Source organism: Leuconostoc citreum (genome assembly GCF_007954785.1).
Taxonomy (GTDB): Bacteria; Bacillota; Bacilli; order Lactobacillales; family Lactobacillaceae; genus Leuconostoc; species Leuconostoc citreum.
In genome coordinates this window covers 545,666-566,000 of sequence record NZ_CP042410.1, presented here as the reverse complement: position 1 = coordinate 566,000, position 20,335 = coordinate 545,666, and the positions used below count along the sequence as shown (strand labels likewise).

General features: G+C 38.1%; 17 protein-coding genes. 3 read left to right on the top strand and 14 right to left on the bottom strand.

The features are described from left to right. Positions 1 to 2: 2 nt before the first annotated feature. Together FGL72_RS02755 and FGL72_RS02750 are read right to left on the bottom strand one after the other, a co-directional pair. Complete coding sequence (locus FGL72_RS02755) at positions 3 to 2,393, bottom strand: ATP-binding protein (protein ID WP_146992552.1); 2,391 nt, start codon at positions 2,391 to 2,393, stop codon at positions 3 to 5. 1 nt (position 2,394) lies between these two features. Further along, positions 2,395 to 3,561: a metallophosphoesterase family protein gene (locus FGL72_RS02750; protein ID WP_146992549.1), complete on the bottom strand. Its 1,167-nt coding sequence runs from the start codon at positions 3,559 to 3,561 to the stop codon at positions 2,395 to 2,397. Between the two features lie 121 nt (positions 3,562 to 3,682). On the opposite strand from FGL72_RS02750, the gene FGL72_RS02745 reads away from it, so the two are divergent. Next, a complete protein-coding gene (locus FGL72_RS02745) occupies positions 3,683 to 4,714 on the top strand; it encodes a lactonase family protein (RefSeq protein WP_040177023.1) in 1,032 nt (343 codons plus the stop codon). 26 nt (positions 4,715 to 4,740) lie between these two features. Here the strand turns inward: FGL72_RS02745 and FGL72_RS02740 are convergent, their stop codons facing one another. Then, positions 4,741 to 5,763, bottom strand: a complete 1,023-nt coding sequence (locus FGL72_RS02740) for an SGNH/GDSL hydrolase family protein (RefSeq protein WP_004903622.1) — start codon at positions 5,761 to 5,763, stop codon at positions 4,741 to 4,743. 179 nt (positions 5,764 to 5,942) lie between these two features. On the opposite strand from FGL72_RS02740, the gene rarD reads away from it, so the two are divergent. Both rarD and FGL72_RS02730 read left to right on the top strand, forming a co-directional pair. Further along, positions 5,943 to 6,836, top strand: coding sequence for an EamA family transporter RarD (gene rarD, locus FGL72_RS02735; RefSeq protein ID WP_004904705.1), 894 nt, complete (start codon positions 5,943 to 5,945; stop codon positions 6,834 to 6,836). 78 nt (positions 6,837 to 6,914) lie between these two features. Beyond that, positions 6,915 to 7,175, top strand: coding sequence for a SemiSWEET family transporter (locus FGL72_RS02730; protein ID WP_004903626.1), 261 nt, complete (start codon positions 6,915 to 6,917; stop codon positions 7,173 to 7,175). Between the two features lie 979 nt (positions 7,176 to 8,154). Here FGL72_RS02730 and FGL72_RS02725 read toward each other — a convergent pair. From FGL72_RS02725 to FGL72_RS02680, 11 genes are all read right to left on the bottom strand, one after another. Further along, a complete protein-coding gene (locus tag FGL72_RS02725; RefSeq protein WP_004903627.1) occupies positions 8,155 to 8,499 on the bottom strand; it encodes a fluoride efflux transporter FluC in 345 nt (114 codons plus the stop codon). After that, positions 8,500 to 8,898, bottom strand: a complete 399-nt coding sequence (locus FGL72_RS02720) for a fluoride efflux transporter FluC (protein WP_040177025.1) — start codon at positions 8,896 to 8,898, stop codon at positions 8,500 to 8,502. A gap of 296 nt (positions 8,899 to 9,194) precedes the next feature. Beyond that, positions 9,195 to 9,743 carry a hypothetical protein gene (locus tag FGL72_RS02715; RefSeq protein ID WP_146992547.1) on the bottom strand — a complete coding sequence of 183 codons (549 nt, stop codon included), beginning with the start codon at positions 9,741 to 9,743 and terminating at the stop codon, positions 9,195 to 9,197. 65 nt (positions 9,744 to 9,808) lie between these two features. Further along, positions 9,809 to 10,768 carry a lytic exoenzyme target recognition domain-containing protein gene (locus FGL72_RS02710; protein ID WP_146992545.1) on the bottom strand — a complete coding sequence of 320 codons (960 nt, stop codon included), beginning with the start codon at positions 10,766 to 10,768 and terminating at the stop codon, positions 9,809 to 9,811. A gap of 10 nt (positions 10,769 to 10,778) precedes the next feature. Then, positions 10,779 to 11,201 carry a phage holin, LLH family gene (locus FGL72_RS02705; RefSeq protein WP_139988212.1) on the bottom strand — a complete coding sequence of 141 codons (423 nt, stop codon included), beginning with the start codon at positions 11,199 to 11,201 and terminating at the stop codon, positions 10,779 to 10,781. Further along, a complete protein-coding gene (locus FGL72_RS02700; protein WP_243130152.1) occupies positions 11,201 to 11,659 on the bottom strand; it encodes a hypothetical protein in 459 nt (152 codons plus the stop codon). The genes FGL72_RS02705 and FGL72_RS02700 overlap by 1 nt, the downstream gene beginning before the upstream one ends. Next, entirely contained in the window at positions 11,659 to 11,799 is a 141-nt protein-coding gene (locus FGL72_RS09705) for a hypothetical protein (RefSeq protein ID WP_180896877.1), read from the bottom strand. Before FGL72_RS09705 ends, FGL72_RS02700 begins: the two co-directional genes overlap by 1 nt. Then, positions 11,799 to 12,032: a hypothetical protein gene (locus tag FGL72_RS02695; protein ID WP_139988214.1), complete on the bottom strand. Its 234-nt coding sequence runs from the start codon at positions 12,030 to 12,032 to the stop codon at positions 11,799 to 11,801. The genes FGL72_RS09705 and FGL72_RS02695 overlap by 1 nt, the downstream gene beginning before the upstream one ends. 62 nt (positions 12,033 to 12,094) lie before the next feature. Beyond that, positions 12,095 to 12,304 carry a hypothetical protein gene (locus FGL72_RS02690; RefSeq protein ID WP_146992543.1) on the bottom strand — a complete coding sequence of 70 codons (210 nt, stop codon included), beginning with the start codon at positions 12,302 to 12,304 and terminating at the stop codon, positions 12,095 to 12,097. Continuing rightward, positions 12,301 to 17,883, bottom strand: a complete 5,583-nt coding sequence (locus FGL72_RS02685) for a hypothetical protein (RefSeq protein ID WP_146992540.1) — start codon at positions 17,881 to 17,883, stop codon at positions 12,301 to 12,303. The genes FGL72_RS02690 and FGL72_RS02685 overlap by 4 nt, the downstream gene beginning before the upstream one ends. Positions 17,884 to 17,933: 50 nt before the next feature. Then, the gene (locus FGL72_RS02680; protein WP_139988217.1) at positions 17,934 to 20,291 is read right to left on the bottom strand and encodes a distal tail protein Dit; all 2,358 of its coding nucleotides are present in this window, start codon (positions 20,289 to 20,291) and stop codon (positions 17,934 to 17,936) included. Positions 20,292 to 20,335 lie beyond the last annotated feature (44 nt).

Below are 20,335 nucleotides of genomic sequence, written 5' to 3'. Positions count from 1 at the left end.
TCTCACAAGTCTAACACATTAAGCTGATCATGATGATAGCGTTCTGTTGTAAAATAAAAAACTTGTTGATTTGTTGATAACGATTTTAAGATTATTATCATGTTGTCACGACGTTGTTGATCAAAATTAACAAAACCATCGTCAATTAATATTGGCACCGACACAACATCTGCTATAACTTGACTCAATGCTAGTCTTAGCGCAACATAAAGTTGCTCTTGTGTGCCTGTCGACAATTCAACAATGTTAAACGCTTGATGGTCCGCCGTCATAACAACAATATCATCTCCTGAAAATGTTATATTTGTATAACGTTCATTTGTCAATTTTGAAAAAAGGTTAACAGCGATTGCTTGCATCTTCGGTAAACGGTTTTTAGAAGCTAATGTTAAAGCCTGTGTAATCCATTTACCAGTGAGCTTTTCTGCTAAATAACCACCAAATTGCGCTATTAATGCGGTTTGCTCGTTCATAAAATCTTGTTGTAATGTCGCAAATTGATCTTCGTTAATAAGCTTACGTTGTTCAGCTTTTAAATCTGATAACTTCGTTTCAGCTACTACTATGTCGCTTTGTAGGGTAGTTTTTTTACTGTCCAATGTGCGCTGTTTGATTGTTAATTCAGAGCTATTTTTAATCTTGGTAAACTGCGTCTGTTGTTCTACTGGTAGTTGATTCATCATATCAGAATAGCGCTGTTGCTGACGCGTTTGCGATTGTTGGTCATGATATAACAATTTAAAATTATCCGCATTAGCAACATCATATTTATCATATAGCGCATACAAATCGTGCACATGTTCTTCGTGCTGCTTTTCATATACTGCTATTTCCCTGAGCAATTGTTGCTGCTGCTGAACGCGCAGGGTAGTGCTATTACTACGTGTTAATTGCGCATGATTAAAGGCTTGCTGAATATCAATCAAGGCAAATTCTAAATCATTAATAGTTTTTATTGAAACAGATAACTGTAATTGCTCTATTGCCGGCTCTAAATCAACAATCGCTTGCTGTAACTGTTTACTAATACCCTTGTCAATTTCTAAAATTTGTTGTTCAGTTTGCGGATAAGATTTGATGGCCCATTGCATACCTTGGATTGTTTCAATTGGTAAATTGGCATAGCGATGACGAACAACCCCTATGGCGTGTTGGCTAACCCAATATTTATACCCAGCATACAAGCCAATAAGAAGCGGTAAGATTAAAGCAGGCTTAATTAGAAAATAAGCAATCACTGCAGTAATAACCGTAAATATACCCAAAAATAAAATTTGTTGTTTCGGGTAGTTAATCATCTTTTGTTCGCTGACAGTAATAAGAGATGGTAAATTTTGTCCCCCAATTTGTCGTTCCAATGCTCGTTGCTGTTTGACTAAATCATTGCGACTATTTAGCAAAAGCGTCATACGCTGCATAACAACTTGAGCTCTTTTAAGACGTTTATTAACATCATCTGCCATAAACGTTATTTTTTGTTCAGATGGCTTATTGTCGGTAACTTGTTCTTTTAATTGCGCAATTTTTTGTATTGCAATATTGTCCAAAGCTTGCAATCGATTAAATTCTGACATATCTGTTTCAGAAATAATGCGCTTACTTGTTACTGAGTGGCTTTTTATGGCTTGTGCGGCTTCAAATAACGAAAAAGATTGGATTAGTTTTTGTTGTTGCTGAAGCTCTGAATCTAATGCTGACATAGCATTACGTAGTGTTGTTACTGTTGCTTGTTGATCAATGATTGCCTGTTGGCGATTAACATACAGCACAACATCTTTAGATTTTTCATTCAATATCACTTGTTGCTGATTATACTGCTTAGCTAAAATATTCAAAGCGCGTTGGCCTGTTTTACGCTGCGTATATTGCCGAGATGCTTCCTTGTCAATCTGTTGGGCAATTTTCAACCAGTAGTTACTACCTGGTGCCCCAATATTGAGCAACAGTTGTTTTAAGTCAGGCACCGCTAATTGACTAATTTGTGCTAAATCCTGTTGACTAAAATTAAAAATAGCGTCAAACATTTGCCTATCCAGCGGGGCTAATTGTTCCTCTAACCATTTATCTGGTGTCTCAACGAATTGATCATCTGCTAAACTTTTAATCGTTAAAACGGATTTAACACGCCCTACTCGTTTAATTTCAAAGCTTTGACCGAAAAAGTCAACAACCATGCTACCACCATAACTGCTGCCATCTTTTGGCGTGTAAACATTTGTCTGTCCTTTTTTCGTTGGGAAACCAAATAACATACTCACCATAAATGCACGCAGTGTCGATTTTCCAGATTCATTCTGGCCAACAATTGCTTGAAAATCACTAACAAAATCAAAAGTTTTTTGGGACCAACGACCAAAGCCATTAATCTGAATGCGTTTGATTTTCATAGACATCTTAACCCTTTCCTTCATTAAGTTGCTGAACCATTTTTTGTTTTAATAACTCTTTTCCTTCATGAGTCATAAAGTATTCACGTAATACTAACGGCACCTGATCAGATAAATAATCGTCAACTCTAAATTCTGTCAATATATCTTCTAGCGCGCGCAACCAATACGCTTGGTCAATCGTATCTTTTGGAAAAGCTCGAAGTTCAGTATCTCTAATTGTCAGACGAACTAGCCAAACTTGCTCTGGTAAATGTTCACGGATTTTTTCAAGAACTATACCACTATCAATCCTAGCGCGCAGCACTTGATCTTGTACGTTTAACAATTCAACGGATAGGAAAGTGTTTTTTTGCGTCCCAGTCCTATAATGGTTAATCATTTCCTGCAAGTCATCTTCATTCTTGACACTTTCAAGCTGAAGCTTATCCCACAAAATTGTTTCTGCTTCACGAAAGATTGGGCGCAACTGATTGGCAGCATCCACTATATAGTATCCTTTTGGCCCCACTTCTTTGCGATTAAGCCCCTGAATACTACCAGAATAGCCTATAAAAGGTCTAGTATTTAAAGTTTGACGAACATGAATATGGCCTAAAGCCCAGTAATCATAGCCCTTTTCCAACATGTCGGTCACTTTAAAGGGTGCGTATGGTTCGCCTGTAACACCCACAGCGCCATGATACATACCAAGATGATAATCAACCCCCAGATCTCTAGTAGGAAATTCATCAATGACTGGCGTCATTTGTCGCTGCGATTGGTAGCTAAACCCAGTAACTGCGATTTTTTCACCTGATGCTGTCGTGTGATATGTTGTCTCAACATGTTGATTAAAAATGTAAACATTTTCAGGCCACGGCAAATGTTGGGATGTGTTGGCTTCAAAATCATGATTCCCCAAGCTTAAAAAAACTTGAATGCCAGCTTGATTTAACTTTAAAAAGGCTGATTGTACTAATTCTTGTAGTCGCGGACTACTTTCTGAGGCACTATAAAAATCACCTGGTAACAATAATAAGTCAACTTTTTCAGTTAAAGCGTCATTAATCATTTTCATAAATGCTTGATGCGTTGACTGTTGGACGAGTTGCTTTAAGTTATCTGGTAATTGTGCATCTAAACCAATAAATGGATTGCCTAAGTGTATATCGCCTGCATGGATAAATTTCATAATCGCCTCTCTGAACGTTTGTTCGTCTATTTTATTATACGCAACTTAAATCAGTTTCTCAACTTGTGAAACCCCTTACAATTATGCTATTATAAAGGTAACTTTATTAAGGAGAGATTACATGGCAATCTATAAAATTTTATTTGGAACCTATACAAAGCGTGTCTCACAAGGCTTGTATGAGGCTGAACTCAACACAGAAACGAAACAGCTACAAAACGCAAGCTTTATCGGCGAATTAACGAACCCTACCTATCTTGCTATTTCAAAAGCTAACAAAGTTTACGCTGTTGAAAATCGTGATGGTCAAGGCGGTGTCGTGACACTCGACAATACAGCAAGACCTCTAGCCGAGTTGGACACACAGCTCACGGAAGGCTCTGCCCCAGCATACATTGGGATTGATGAAACACGCCAACTACTTTTTGCTGGTTACTATCACCGCGGTACCGTTGAATCTTATAAAATTAACGCAGATGGTCGTTTGACACATGTCGATACTTGGCAAAACAACGGTTCTGGCCCTCGACCAGAGCAAACAAGTTCACATATCCACTTTGCTAATCTCACACCGGATAATCGCTTAGTTGCAGTTGATTTAGGCACAGATGAAGTCATCACATTTGATGTCACAGCAGAAGGTCAATTGACTGAAAAAGCGCGATTTAAAACAGATGAAGGATTTGGCCCTCGTCATATTCGCTTTTCTCAAGATGGCCAGTATGCTTATTTACTTGGTGAATTATCAAGTCTTCTAAGTGTCTTAAAATATAACAGTGAAGATGGTACTTTTGAACATGTCATGACCGCCTCTACTATTCCTAGTGACTGGACAGAACATAATGGTGCTGCCGCATTACGTCTGAGCCATGATGGTCGTTATATTTATGCTTCTAACCGAGGCCACAACTCTGTGGCAGTGTTCAAAGTGGTCAACGAGGGTGCAGAAATTGAACGCATTCAGTTAATCAGTACTGAGGGGGCTTTCCCACGTGATATGAATTGGGACAAAGATGAAGCCTTTCTAGTCGTTGCCAACCAAGATACAGACAACGTGTCATTATTTGCACGTGACAGTGACAGTGGTGAACTTAGCTTACTTCAAAAAGACTTTACAATTCCTGAAGGCGTACGTGTCACCTTTGAATATTAATTAAAAAAGTAACTGACGACTGAGCGTCAGTTACTTTTTTTATTCTCAGATAAAATGAAATAATAATTGTATGCCGTAGCAATTTCTTTAGCAATAATACGATGGCCGCGCTCGTTAGGGTGCAACCCATCTGGCATGTATAACTGACGAAACTGGTAATCTGCAGGATTAAATAATGTTTTTTGCATTAGATTAACTACAGGTATATCAAGCACATAACTCGCCTGTATCTGCGCCCGGACATAATCATGCAGATTGTGTCCGAGTTTGTTGCGCGTTTCATCTGTTCGTCTCACCTTGTTTCCTTTGACCGGCACTTGATATGTTGGTGTGAGCGTTAAAATTTTAGATGAAGCATTCTTTTGCTTTAACACTTTAATCGTATGATAGAAGGCACCAAGATAAGATTCATTTGGCTTGTCAGTTAAACTGCCAATTGGCACATTGGCTAGCCAATCATCATCAGTGCCTTGAAAAATATATAATTGCGCCTTCTCTAGGCGTTGCGCTTGCTGATAAATACTGTTATAGCCATTGTCTGATAAATGTGCACCAGAAATCGCTAAGTTTTGTACGCCTGATCCAGTCGCACGTTGAATATACTGTCCGTAATTTGTCGTTGCTTTTAATCCAAACGAGACACTATCACCGATGATACCAACTGTTTTATTGCTACTAATTGGCATTTTTGCCAATGTTGTCACTAATTGTACATCTATGAGACTACCGCTTGCTGTTTTTTGCCACAAAATGAGCTCATCCAGATGACGTCTAACATCTTGTAATAAATGCCTTATTAATTTAGCTTGCGTCGCATATTGTGCAATTAAATTCAGCTTAAGTTGTTCTATGTCATGAGTGTTCCATAAAATTAATAAGTTTAACGCTATTGCTGTACTTATATCACTTGTGGCATCAGTGAATAGTTGATTAACTAACCAATTCTGCTGTCTGACAGTGAGTGTTCCTATGATTGGTTCGATAGCTATTAATTTAATGCGTACTTGTTGTTTGACAGTAGCCGCCAATTGATATGTTTTAATTAACATACTTAACTTCCTAAAATATCCATTATCTTTTAACACAGCATAACTGCTTCAATACTTTTAAAGTATATCACATGGCTAAGCAAGGTTTAATTATCTTATCAGAATATTTACTAAGCTTTTTTTAATTTTTATATCATGTTACTATATTAATTATCATGTTATGTGCGAGGAGAAATATTATGTCACAAAAACGCTTAGGTATCAGCGCAGCCATTCTGGCTTATAGTTTATGGGGCGTTTTAGGTGTTTTTTGGGCCCTCTTACACGCTGTGCCCGCAATGGATACACTAGCTTATCGTATCATTTGGTCTTTAGTGACCATCTGCCTTGTCATAACCTATCAAAAAAGTTGGTCACGTCTTTTTCAAATTACCAAAAAACTTTTTCACAGCCACCAACTAATTTGGATTATTTTAAGTTCTGGACTTATTTCAATTAATTGGTTTATTTATATTTATATGGTCACACACCATCAAGCAACTGAAGCCAGTCTTGGATACTATATTATGCCACTCATGAACGTCGCAGTAGCAGTTATTTTTCTGCATGAAAGACTGTCTCGTAGTAATTTAGTTGCGTTGGCCTTTGTTAGTGTCGGCGTGTTAATTTTAACAATTCAAACAGGCTCTCTGCCCGTTAATACACTTTTGATGGCGGCTTCCTTTTGTTTTTATGGTCTGATCAAAAAGCAGGTGCCCCTACCTGCCACAATATCGTTAGCTCTTGAAACAATGTTTGTCGCGCCTATTGCTCTAGTATATATCATGCGCTCGCCGTTTCATATTATTAACAGTGGCGTTCAAATAACAGCGTTAACCGTTCTAAGCGGCGTCATTACGGTCTTGCCATTACTATTATTTGCCGTTGCCACTAAGAATACTGATTTTATCACATTAGGATTTATTCAATATATGAACCCTTCAATTCAACTCTTACTAGCGGTGTTTGTGTTACACGAAAATTTTGATTGGCATAAAGCGATTGTGTTTGTTTTTATTTGGGTCGGTATCTTAATTTTTGTTACTGGTAGTCTGCACAAAGCAAAAAAAATAAAGCAGCTCACCTCTAATTGATTGTTATCCATTTGGTTATTTTTTGGCATTTGATTTTCTCAGACAATTTGTTATATACTTTTACGAAAGAGGTAATCAATGCGAAACCAAAAATTAGTGCAATATTTAAGTTGGACTGCAACTGTGATGTCAATTATGATGTATATTTCCTATGTCCCACAAATTATTAATAATTTATCAGGTGCCAAGGGTAACCCTATTCAACCTTTAGTTGCTGGCATTAATTGTACGCTTTGGGTAATCTACGGCTTAATCAAAGAAAAACGTGATTTACCGTTAGCAGCGGCAAACTTTCCGGGTATCATTTTCGGTATAATTACATTTTGGACTGCATTATAAATTAAATTCAATCAGGTCTTTGAACACTAGTTGGTAAACTAGTGTTTTTTTGGGCAAAATAGAATGATTTTTTGAGATAATATATTAAAAAATTTTCGGACAACTTTAACTTCATTTATTCTAAAAGCAACATCACGTTGCCTTAACTTGCTTGCATATAACTCATAGTTTACTTTACGTGGCACGCGATATATCTACAACTAAGTAATATTTTGATTATGCTTGTTTGTCGGCAGCATTTACACGTGAACATTGACTGTGGCTTAGTTTTCCACAACCATTGATATCACGATCCGTCTGGGAGGCTTTTATTTACTCTTTCTCCTCAAATCATTCATTTTTAGAACCTTTGCGTTTTTTTATTCTTTCCTACCAATCCTTTTTACGTTTACCACATCGATTACATTCGTAAGTATAAAAGGTTAAACTGTCATTCAGTGGTCTACGTACGTATTGCTTGTGTGCGCAATAAATATGTTGATTCACCCATCTAAAGAAATTAGCAAATTTCTCAAAATGCATTGTAATATTAACTCCTTTTCGATAAATATTTACTTCAAAAAATAATATTTTATCACTAGAAGTTGTTCATTTCAAACAGGTCAACTAAAAATTATAATGATTGCGCTGGACGGTTATATCTTTCTCATTGTCTTTGCCAAGAAAACGGCCTTGCTGTTAATAATATTTACGTGCTACAACAAATAGTTTGCCCATGCTTTTAATTTAACGAAAAAAAACGTTGATATCTCAACGTTTTTTTCATGAATTTATAATGTAGAACATAGTCTAAAGGAGATAGCGTACCAATAACCTTTTTCACCAAAGCATTATGAAAACTGATGTTTAGACTTGTTCAAAAATCACATGGATCCACTTTTGGCTCCAGACACAAACCAAAGTACATAGGCGTACAAAACAAACTAAGTCACTGGTCAGACAGTCGGTTTGTTTTTTTATTTACATCATAGGAGCCCTTTTATTTAAGTTGCGCACCAATAAGAAATAAGAATATCCCTAAGCATAAGGTTGACAAAAAATATATCGACCTTTGTTTCAAAGTAACCAGCTGTTCCCCTTGCGTCATCATGGTGCTGAAAGTTGTGATACCGCCAATTAACCCTGTACCGATAAAAATACGCCATTCATTAGATAACACCGTCACAGATAGCAATCCCATTAAAAATGCTCCCATCATATTAACCCAGAAAACACCGGTAAACAGTTTTCTATTAACTGGCGTGAAGCTAATAATCAAATATCTAATTAACGATCCTAATCCTGATGCTACAGCAGCACCAATATATAGATAAAAATATTTCATTTACTGATTCCTCATTCGCTTTCCTAAGTACTTTCCACAAAGGACAGCAATATAACCTAATAAAAGACTAAGGACAACATAAATAAACGCAATAATATAATTTTTATTGAGCAGTTCATTAATTTGCAATATAAACGTACTAAAAGTTGTAAAACCACCAATAATGCCTGTTCCTACAAACGTCTTGATACTCAAAGAGTATTCATCATCTTCTGAAATCCTTGACCCCAGATATGCAAGTAAAAAAGAGCCTACGATGTTTATTGCAACGATCACCCATGGACTGCTACCAATATATGGTATCTGTGTCAAAAGCAATCGAAATATTCCGCCGAATGCACCACCAATAAATACTAAAATGCAACCAGTTAAAATTGCATTTTCTTTTAATTTTTTCATTATAACTATTTCCCCTCAACCTCTGATTAAATAAAGGGTGTCTTGATAGGCTTATTCTACCACATTAATTTATATTCAAACAAAAAAGCCCACAAATTAGTGTGGGCTAACCTAGTAGTTATCATAACTTAAAGAGGGAGTAACCAACTACTAGGCTTTTGTAAGTATATCATAATGTAGGCATTTCGAACAAGCATGCCCTATGCAACTAAAAAACACCCAACCAGATTATCCAGTTGGGTGTTTTTGTTTATTCAGTTCTGTAATTCATTAACCTTAACTTGCTCTGCAACTATCTATTTATCAGAATATTGAATCATTGTCATATCGCCTAAAGGTGCGGTAAGATTGGTCATTGTAGTCAATTTACTGAAATAGTCATAATTTAATGCGATTAATTTTCCGTCGGAACCTCTAAACCACTTGTGCCCGCTTGAATCAGTAAATAATATGGCATATTCTTCAGGCAGGCCGCCTTTCCCCATTTCCATTCCTTTAAATATTATGGATTCCGCTTTATATTTCTTTTGACCAGGTATAATTAAGCGAGAATATCCCACATCGTCTCTTTGTAAATTTTTGTTTATTGAATCAACAGTTAGCGTCACACCACGTCTACCTCGGATTACAAATACATTATAGATAGGTGTGCTGTTGCCATCGTTTATATAGAATGCGCTCTGATTAATACTTGAGTCAATCGCATCCCAAACAGCGACGTTATTAGCATAAGAAGCCACATTCTTATTAAATCCAATCCAACTGTTTCCAATTAAAAATACAACCGTTATAACTGAAATTAATGCAGGTAGATAGTCCTTTATAAATGATCCCGAAATATGCATTTGTGTATACTCACTTAATTTATTCTAGATTTAATATACAAATTTAGCAGAATAATTGCAAGCGATTATAGTTTAATGAACGTGTTTGAATTAAACCAAATCATGCCGTATTGACCGAATTTGATACCCACTGCATTGCTGCCATTGTCGTAGTCATCAATCGTACCATGATTGTTTGCGCTGTTAAACTTCAACGTGTCATCCACTTGTGTTGGCAATGAATTACCACGCGTTGCGTTATCCAAAATATCTAACGGAATACCATTATACGTCCAATCAAAATCATGGCCACCAGCTAAATCATAGTTAATTACTTGCCAGATACCGTTCACTTGCTTAATTTCATTAGCGGTAAAAGTACCGTAGGCAGTGAATGCATTGCCGACATTTTTAAACGCTTGAATTGCTGACGTGCCTACAATGGGTTGAGATTGTTGTGGTGTTAACGTTGCTGTTGGTGCGACAATGCGTACACTATCATCACCAATACCATTGATAATATCGTTGTTCAACTTATCTCGACTGACACCCCATTTAGCTAAAAACGCAATCGGGTCAACGTGATCCGAACCGTGTCCTGTAGCACTAGCGTAGTTGTGAGTCTTTGTACCAGCGGTATTTTGGTTATCAATCTTATTGCCTGCACTGGCTTCTAATGCTAATTGTCGGGCTAACCAAATATATGCTGGATAAGCTTTATTAAAGTCTTCCTGTGAACGAATAGACCCTTCTGCGAACTCAATTGACGCGTAGCCGTCCCAATTCCAGTCACCGCCTACGTCCCAAGCGCCACCATTTGTGTTCATGACTTGTCGAATATCGACTTGGCCATTAGTGATACCAACTAAATGCGTATAGTTAGCCTCGTTATAATGACCAGCTAAATAATCACGTTCATTTTGAACACTGGCATTTGGATTACCTGTACTATGCAAATGCACTTGTGCAAATGGATAAGCTAATCCACTGTTATTCATCACATAATTAAATGGAACAACAATATCTTGTTGAATTGTATATGCCATAATAACCTCCTTATTGTGCCGTAGGTGCTTGTGCTGTTTCAGGGGTGCTCGACACGACCGCCTCGGCTTTAGCTAATTCTTCGGCACTCACAAGCGGCTTAACTGCACCTAAGGCACCGTTTGCCTTTTCACGTGCATACGCTGTTTTGATATAAGACAGGATTTGCGCTTCCGTGAAGTTATCGCCAATCTTATTTTCATCAAGTCGTGCCTTTAATTCAGCTGCCGCTGCTTGTTGTTGTACTGCACCATTACCTAGAAATGCTTGTGCTGTTAAAACGGCTTGACTAGCAAACTCCAGTGCTTTTTTGATGTTGTCATTCTTTTCGCTAGATGCCTTGAATTTCAAGAACTTTGATACACCAAATCCGCCCCCTGCTGCGACAAATACCGCTACTGCTGTGTTTAATACCTTTAATATTTCATTTAACATTATTTTTCCTCTGCTTTCTTTGCTGAATCCGGTTCTGAATCAATTTTCTTTAATTTCACGTGATACTCGTCTTCAACCCACTTTGCTATAAATGGCCACACATCCATGCCGGCTAACTGCATATTGGCATAGATTGATTTCAACATGTAATTACCAATGATAATTGTCACCGCGAATGAAATAATATCAAAGATTACTGGCTGAAACGTAATATATCGACCTCCTATGTGATTAGGAATAACCGACATTAAAATAGTAAACGCCCATATTGATACAGGCATCAGAGCTAGTGGTATAGATGTAATTAGTCCACCTAAGCCACCGTTTGACGTTCTTGCCACACCATTTCGTTTGCGCCATAGTGAGCCTAAAAAGGTATCAAAAAATACCAAAATAAAAAGGACTGCCGTTTCGGTAGCCCCATTCAGATTAGCGAATAAGTAGCTCAATACACTCATCACTTCTCCTTATCTTTCAGCGCTTCTTTTAGTTGTTCTTGCAACGTCTCTACTTGAGCTGCTAATGTTGCATTTTCAACAGCCTTATTAGCTAACTGCATACCAAGATTATTAATTATCTTCTGTGCATCAACGTTCATTAGTTGTTCCCTTCTGAAGCTGTATCAGCAACCATAGCTTGAATTAACTTCTTGGCAACAGTGGCAACGTCTGCCTGTGAAGTTTCCAATGTCACACCCTGATCCGGTTTAATTTGAAGTGTCCCACTCAAACTGTTAGGGAACTGTCCTGCACTAAAAGAAACGTTAAAGTAAGCCAAAACCAACTTACCCTCAACGAAGTTCACCTGTGCGCCATTTACAATAATATTCATTTGCTTTTCTCCTTTTTTCTGCAAATTAAAAGGCTAACCGCTCGTGGATTAGCCCTGCTTTGTTATTTAATTGTGCTTAACATATCTGCTGATAATTGATTAGCAACTTTTTCTAACTTCTGTCGACCTGTCATATCAAGCCATTCAGACTTAGTAATTGTAACAGCTCCGTCACTAATGCTTGTTCCTGTTGCAAAGGTCACCCCAAACACGATTCTTACTGTGTTATTATCTGGATTTTGTATCTCGTTCTTGATTTGAATATTATTCATTTAACTTTATCCTTTAACCTTTCAATTTCTACTTTAAGTTCGTTAATAACTGCTCTTTGCTCACGTAACACCGGTATTAAGCTGATAGCTACTTTGTCGTACTCCAGACCGTTGACTTCACCAGTCTTTTCATCACGTACCACGAACTCTTCTAACCCAGCCTTAACCAGGTCTTCAGCAATAAGACCGTAGTAGCGTTTGTCGTACATGTGAATTTGATGGTCTGGTTCTGTACCAATCTTACGATACTTAGCACGGGCCTCATACTCCGCTTTATCTTGCCATGTAGCGGGGTCAAGTGTTAAGAACTTGTCACCTACTGAAGTTCCACCGTCATACTGAATATCTTCCTTAAACTTCGTGGCAGAAGACTGTATAAACAGGGCACCATCACCAGCTACTTGCAAAGAACTACCACCTGACCCAAACTTTTTGTTCCATAGGTAGATATAACCGTTTTCACGTATCTGTAACCTATAGTCACCGCCTGACCTGAAGTAAACAGATTGGTTCTTACTTTCAAGAATTAGGTTAGGATAAGAATAAATGTTAGGTATTTGCGCACCACTATAGGCGTTCAATGTTCCAGTAGTTTCAATCAAGTTAGCTCTAATACTTGTGTGGTCTGTTGCATCAGATAAAAAACCAGTTTTAGAATACATATAATCCAGTTCAGCTGATGACATGTTAACATATTCATCTGGGTCTCGATTATCATAGCCTGTGGCACTAAAGGCTAGGTTATTTGTCCCATATTCTGAATGAAAAGTACCATTCTTATATGGTGAACTTTGATTAGCATAAGTAACTGAGATTTTACCATCTGAAGAAACGACGCCCGCTGATGACTTTATATTAAACACACCATTGGTTGTACCTACGTTAAACCCTTGTGCAGATATACGATTAGAGTTAATGTTAGGTGCCACTACTGAAAAACTATTTTTATCCATGTTCACAACATCAGAAACCAGTGAACCACCACTAGCAATATATATCTGTCTATTAGCATTAATATTAAAACCTGTAATGGTATCACCAGTTAACTTGGATACATCAAGGTTGGCTATCTTAGCACTTGTGATAGCAGCATCACCTATCTGGGCTGTTCCAATAGCTCCATTAGCAATTTGTGCTGACCCAATAATAAAGTTATTACCAATTACTGTGTCACTATTAAGAATAACTGACTTACCAGATACAACTAAAGTACCGTCAGCCTGACCATTAATACCTGTGATAAGTTTCTTAGTAATACCATCGTTAGCACTAGTACCTAATGACCAAGAATCATTAAAGATACTAAGAACGGTCTCATTTGTAACAACTCTGTTCCAGTTAGACCAGTTACTACCAAACAAGATACGTGTGTACTGCATTGTTGGGTTTGAATTAGCCCATGCAACCTGTGTGATACGTCCGTTTATAGGCTTATCAACCGTTAAATAGAACCAACCACCCACAGGGGCATTTGTATGATTTCCACCCTGAATAAAAAACTTACCTTGATTGGTCATGTTATTCAGGTCATCAACGTTAACTGTTTGCCATTGTGTGCTTAATTTAAGTGCATTAACATCACTACTAATAGCACCAATTTGCAAACCGCTTATCGTTTGATTAACAAAGGACTTCATACCTGATTCACTGTTGCTTATTTGGCTTGTCGTAAAGTCTTTACCTTGCTGTAAGGTATTGTTATCACCATCGGTACGGTCTTTAATTTCACGCGTTAGTCCATCAGCGGTACTAGTAGACTTGTTTTCAACCTTACCAAGTCTATCAGTGGCACTTGTCATAAACCCTTCAGCTGTTTGCACGCGCTTTGTTAACCCAGTGTTAGGGTCTGACACTATACTACTGATGCTCTCAATCTTTTGCTGTTGAACAGACAATTTACTGTTATTGTTGTAAGAACCAACCACATAATCGCCAACTTTACTGCCAAGCACTAACATAGGTTTCCCAAAACTAACCTTGCCTGGGGCATTCCAACCAAGAACAAACGAAGCATATCTAGCTGTTTGTGGAAGGGTTAAGTTTTCAAATTTAAAGGTCGTAAAGGTACTGCTTAACTGATTAAGCGGTATATTATACCCTGTGCTTAACACTCTATTCTTATCACTGTCATAGGCTTGTAGGTACAATGCCAAGGGTACACCACTTGTTATACTGCCACTGATGGCTGCCGTTATTGATTCTGATACTACTTGCCCACCATTAACAGGTATAGGTTCTGATACTAACCAATTACCACTGTTACCTTGGTCATGCCAAACATACATAGCACCACTAGCATCACTAATACCATTGTTTGTTAGCTCATTGCCAATATCAGTACCCCAAGGGTTGTTAATATGCCAACCTGCGTAGTCTGGTGTTAATTGGCTGTTATTTACTAAATTGACTTGTTTAAGGTCATTAACTTGTGCTGATACTTTACCAATAGAAGTAGTAATGTCCTTAGCTGTTTGGTTAAGTGAACTAATTTGGCCGTCTAACTTACCAGTTTTTTGGTCGTAATCAGTTTGACTAACCTTGCTACTAATTGCATCAGTATTCTGTTTAATGGCGCTTTCAGCACTTGATACACGGCCATCATTAGCCTTTTTATAGTCGCCAATGGTAGTGTTAGCTGAATCTGCTGTCTGCTGCGCTGTGCTTACTTTGGTACTTAACTCACCTGTCTTTTGGTCGTAGTCAGTCTGTGATACTTTAGTCTGGACTTGTTTAGCCGTTGCTGTAATATCAGCTTGTGCCTTACTTATACGTCCATCTGCATCAGTTTTATAATTGCTTAAGGCTGTTTTTGCTTGGTCTGCCGTTAATTGTGCTTTAGCTGTGGCACTATCAACATCTTCAGGGGCCGGTGTCCAATCAGTTGCAGTATTACCAATTTCTAATTTTAAATTATTAAGAAAATAAGTTGTGCCTGCATCAACAGCCATAAAATAAATCACTCCTGTTTTTAATGCAGGGATTGTATAACTATATTTGCTCCATGTTGTTGTCAACACTACGTCATAACTGACGCTACCACCACTTGGTTCCGAGTGGAATTTTCCACCGTTAATATCTGATTTTGCCCAGAAACTAACAGTAACCTGACTTCCTATTAAATTATTTAAACCTCCTTGTGATACGGAGTTAGTAGGACCGCCAGTCCAAGTAGTTGTTGGTTTTATAACAAAGACATTTCCCCTATTTGCACTTGAGTATATAGACCAATTACCGCTATAATTATTCCATTTATCTAAAGAGTTACCCGATGAATTAAGAAAATAATTCCTACCGCCAACCTGTAAATTATTAACCTTAGTTACTGTTGCATCAAAACTATCTGCACGTGACTGCAATGTAGATATACTTCCAGATTGCTTACCTTGTGTGGTTTGAATATCACTAATCGTTTGCTTTGTACCTTTTGCATCTGATTCTATGCTATTCATACGGCTGTCTTGGTCGCCATCTTTTTGCTTGATTGATACAATATCAGTCTTAGTTTGGGTGGCCGTTTGTGTGGTACTTGTTAAGTCGGTCTGCAATTGACCTGTCTTTTTATCATAATCAGTCTGTGCCACTTTAGTCTTCAAACCATCAACGGCTGTCTGTGCTGTTGTTTGGGCTGTACTTATCTTGCCTTCGGCATCTTTCTTGTTTTGGCTGATAGTTGCTGTGATTCCTGAAGCTGTACCATCAATCTTCTTGTTTATAACACCATCTGCTGTTGTTGCTGCACTGATAGCATCAGATTTAGCTTGATTAGCATATCCTTGTGCTGCTTTATCAAGTGCATTTACAGCATTCTGTCGGTCAGTCGCTTCTTTAGCAATATTACCTGTTAGGTCTGCTTTTGCTTGTTCCAAGGCATCAGTTGCGTTCTTAGCTGTTTGCTGTACAGCCGCACTAGTGTTAGCTTTAGAATCATTTAGGGCCTGATTAGCATATCCTTGTGCCTTTGCATCAAATACGGCTTGGTCAGACTTTAATTTATTTGCCTTATCATCTACAGCTTTAATACTTGCTGATACATTAGCACCATTAGTAGCTATAGCTTGGTCTGCATAGGCTTTGGCATCACTTGTAGCCTTATTTACACCGTCTGTAATGTCTTTTTGCAACGTTGGGTTTAGGTCTTCTACCCATTTACCGTTCAAATAGGTATAACCATGTGTACCATCATTCAGTGTTACCCAAGCAATATCTCCATTATTAGCAGTAGCTGGTAAATCTTCAACGCTATCAGCTGTATATCCTGTTAATTTACCATCAGCACTAGTTTGGGCGTGTATTGCCTGTTCTTGTGCTATAACTGCTTGTGCATGGGCTGCATCAGCTTGTGCTTTAGCATAATCAGCAGCTTCTTGAACTACTGTTACGTCCTTCTTGATTAAGGTAATGACATTAGCACCTTTGTTCATGTTATCTGTGAATATTGAACTAAACTCACCTAATACAAAGGTATTTGTTTCAGGACTAGCAAAACTAGTGGTCTTTTGAATAACCTTAGACGTTACTAGTATTTCAGGCTTAACATGGAAGTCTTGGACTGTTACAGTGTCACCAATTGCTACTATTTGGTCATGTAATGGGCTTACAGTGTAGTTAAAACGTGGGTGATTAAAGATACCCATTTGTTGCTTAGCCCATTCTAACAAGGCTTTAGGCTCACTTAACAGGTTGTTAGTGATAGTGCCTTCTAAGTACACTGGTTGTTGCTGTGAAGCACCGATTGCGTACATTAATTGGTTAGCATCATCATCTGTAATGTACTCTAAACCATTATTAACAGCGCCTATATGACCTTTGTTAGGGTCTTTATCATCTGTCTTACCTGTTACGTACAGTTTCGTATAGATAATGTCTGATACTTCGGTAGCGGTCATGTTTTCAAAGCCTTTAGCCCCGCCATAACGTATTAACTCACCACTATCAGCGCCTAAATGACCAAAATAAAGCACACGGTCTACAATATGGCCTGTTTCATCAACCTCTACCCAACTATCTACGTCCACATCAAACTTAGTCTGAAGGTCTTGTAACAGTGCTTGCAAACTGGTGTTAGCTGATACTGTGTAATCAAGTGTTACTAAGTTATCGTCAGCAATTCTTAGACTAAATGGTGCGTTTTTGTACATTTTAGATACAAAGGTCTTTAAGTCCACCTGCTTATATACCTGTTCAGCCTGAATAAGTTGCTTACCAAGTTCAAAGATGGCTGCGTTAATAGCACTAACTGTTATAAAGCCACTGTTACGGTCCGTCGTAGCATTAATTACTTTCATTGAGTAATAATGATTCGCCACTGAATCAAAGTACATTAGGTAATCTGTTGTGTTAATGCTTGTCCCTAACTCGGTAGCTTCTACGTTAACAGTCAAACTATGTGACCATTGCTTGGTGTTACCCTGTTTGTCTTGGTTAGTATAATCAACTGTTGTTAATCCTGTTGGATCGTTCGCATTATCAGTTGCCATTTGTGTCGTGATCGTATCACTAAAGAAAGCAGTTGCCCCATTACCATTATTAAGACTTAAACGTCCCTTAACTTGTAGGTTTTCATCAAGAACTGTATACATTTGTTATCCTTTCTTTGCTGATATGTACGAAAAAAAGCACCATTAAGTGCTTACTTCATTGCTGGTCTATAATTATATTTCACTGTTGCTTTATCAGGTGTTGGGAAGAACGTAATATCCTCCTTTTGACCACCTTTAAGCAAAGGGTATGTTGACGCTGGACTAAGGTACTTGTTGGCTACCTTACCATTTATATAAACATTTTCTGTTTCAGTATCAATAGTTGCTGTATCACCTGCATGGACAATTGTATGTGCTTTTTTAAGTGCATCAGCGGTTGTTATGCCTTGTACTGTTAAGTCCGTAACAGTTAGTCGGTCATCTTGATAAGATTGTACGAACTGATAAGATGCTGGCTTGTCTCCATCTGCCGGTGTCGTTTTAACTATCTTATCTTCGTGAATCGGGGTCTTACCAAAGAAGTAACCAATCTGTGCAACTTTAGTGTTAAATCCATCAGGTACTGTCATAGTGTAATCAAGAACTATGTTACCACTTTCAAGACCAGAACCTGCTATCTGCTTAACAAGTATGTGCATCTGATTACCAATCTTAGTCAGTTCGAAGTTGGCCCATAGATTCGTGATAATATTTGGTGCATCATAAATAAACTCTTTAACGGTACTCGTAATCGTTCCAGGCTGATTAACACGACCTGCGCCTTTATCCCAGTTACCGCCACGATCATAGCTAGTGCTACGCCATGACCAACCATTACCATAACCAGGGTTAGGTGTACCAACGTTGTGCCACCTTGACCATGTTAAGGTTTCCCCCATAGAACTGTTCCAAACTTGTGTCCATTTGTAATAATCTTGGGTACTGTTTTTCCAAATATCTGGTCCATTGGGAACTGTCGTATGTGATGTCTTATCTACTTCAACTTCCTTTGAGTAGACCTGCGGACCTGTTGCAACACCATTTGAATCACGCGGTGTCTTCCATTTTTCAACGGTTAGGGTCTCATGTTGCCATTTAACCGCGTCTGGTAAAAACCTTGAGTCATGGCCATCATATAAACATTGTGTAAAACGGGTACTTACTTGCCTGTCTACGGTAAAGTTAGGCTCATACTGGTTAATCTGTAATGTTACTTCATGACCACCTTTGTTCTGTGTCTGGTCTAACGCCCAAGTTGTATTACCAGGGCCAATATAACCGAACCCTTTAGCATAATTGGCATTTTCTTCGTCTGTATTACGTCCGAACATGACTTTTAATGTACCGTTGTTAGTATTTCCTGAATCATAAAGCCCCATTCTACCAATACGGTTACCATCTTTATCAAGTAAGTACACTTCTGTTCGTTGGTAGGCTCTTGCATAGAACTGTTGGTGACTAATTCTTGTTGATACACGGTAATCACCTGTACTACCTATATTAAATTTTTTAGTTATTAATAACGGACCATAAGAAGTAGTCTTGCCTGTGTAATCTTTGGGAACTGTCCAAAATTTATCGACTGTAATGGCGTGCTTACCTAGCATTTTAACTACTGCATCACTAGCTATATCAGCATTGGATAAAGCCCAGTTTTGCGTACTCATATCAGTTACTTGTGTGAACGTACCGATATCTTGTATTGGGTCTCGATAAATAACCGGCATTAAGTCCTGTGTGTTTGTATCGTCTGGGAACCCTACAAAAACGCTCTGGCCACTACTATTGGTATAACCAAAGTTATTACTATCAGCACTAAAGGTGAACTGATAAGCAGGCTTAGCAACATCATTACCTTCAGGCATGATACTTAGCTTGTTTTGGTTATCTACTTGGCCAATAACTTGTTTGAGGTAACCGTGTGGATCTGATGCCGTGAATTGTAATGTTAAAGTGCTGTCCCATGTATCACTAACATATGAAGGGTCTGGAATCGAAGTAAAATGACCGTAAAAAGTGCGGTCAGGAAATGCGCCAAAAACAATAGGCACTTCACTATTCCCTATTTGTATGAGGGCTTTACTCATTGACTCGATGTTTTGCAGATACTCATCCGCGTTAGCTGCAATTACAGTGATTGGTATATTAAATACCTTGGCCCCATAATTGTTCCGCAACCACCTTTGACCATACATACCAGAAACATTTTGTGAAATATCCGCTATGGTCGGTGCTACTGGTAAAGTTATATGCCCCACACTGATACCTAAATCTCGGCTAGATATACCGACATTTCCGGCATCAAAGTTACGGCCAACAACAAACTCATCGTCTTTAGGGTCAGGATATAACTTTGATTTAATTTCATCATCAATAGCCTTTAGTTGTTTAGCGCCTTCACTTGGTTCTTTGTAATTAAGTTGTTCTGGGTTTTCATTGCCCGCATTTGATATATCATTCTGAAAGCCTTTATCAGGGGCGTTAACATTGTCACCTGGTAACATCTCGTTAGTAAAGTCAGTTGCCATTTTTATATTCCTTTCATTATGTTTCTATGTACAAAAAAGACACT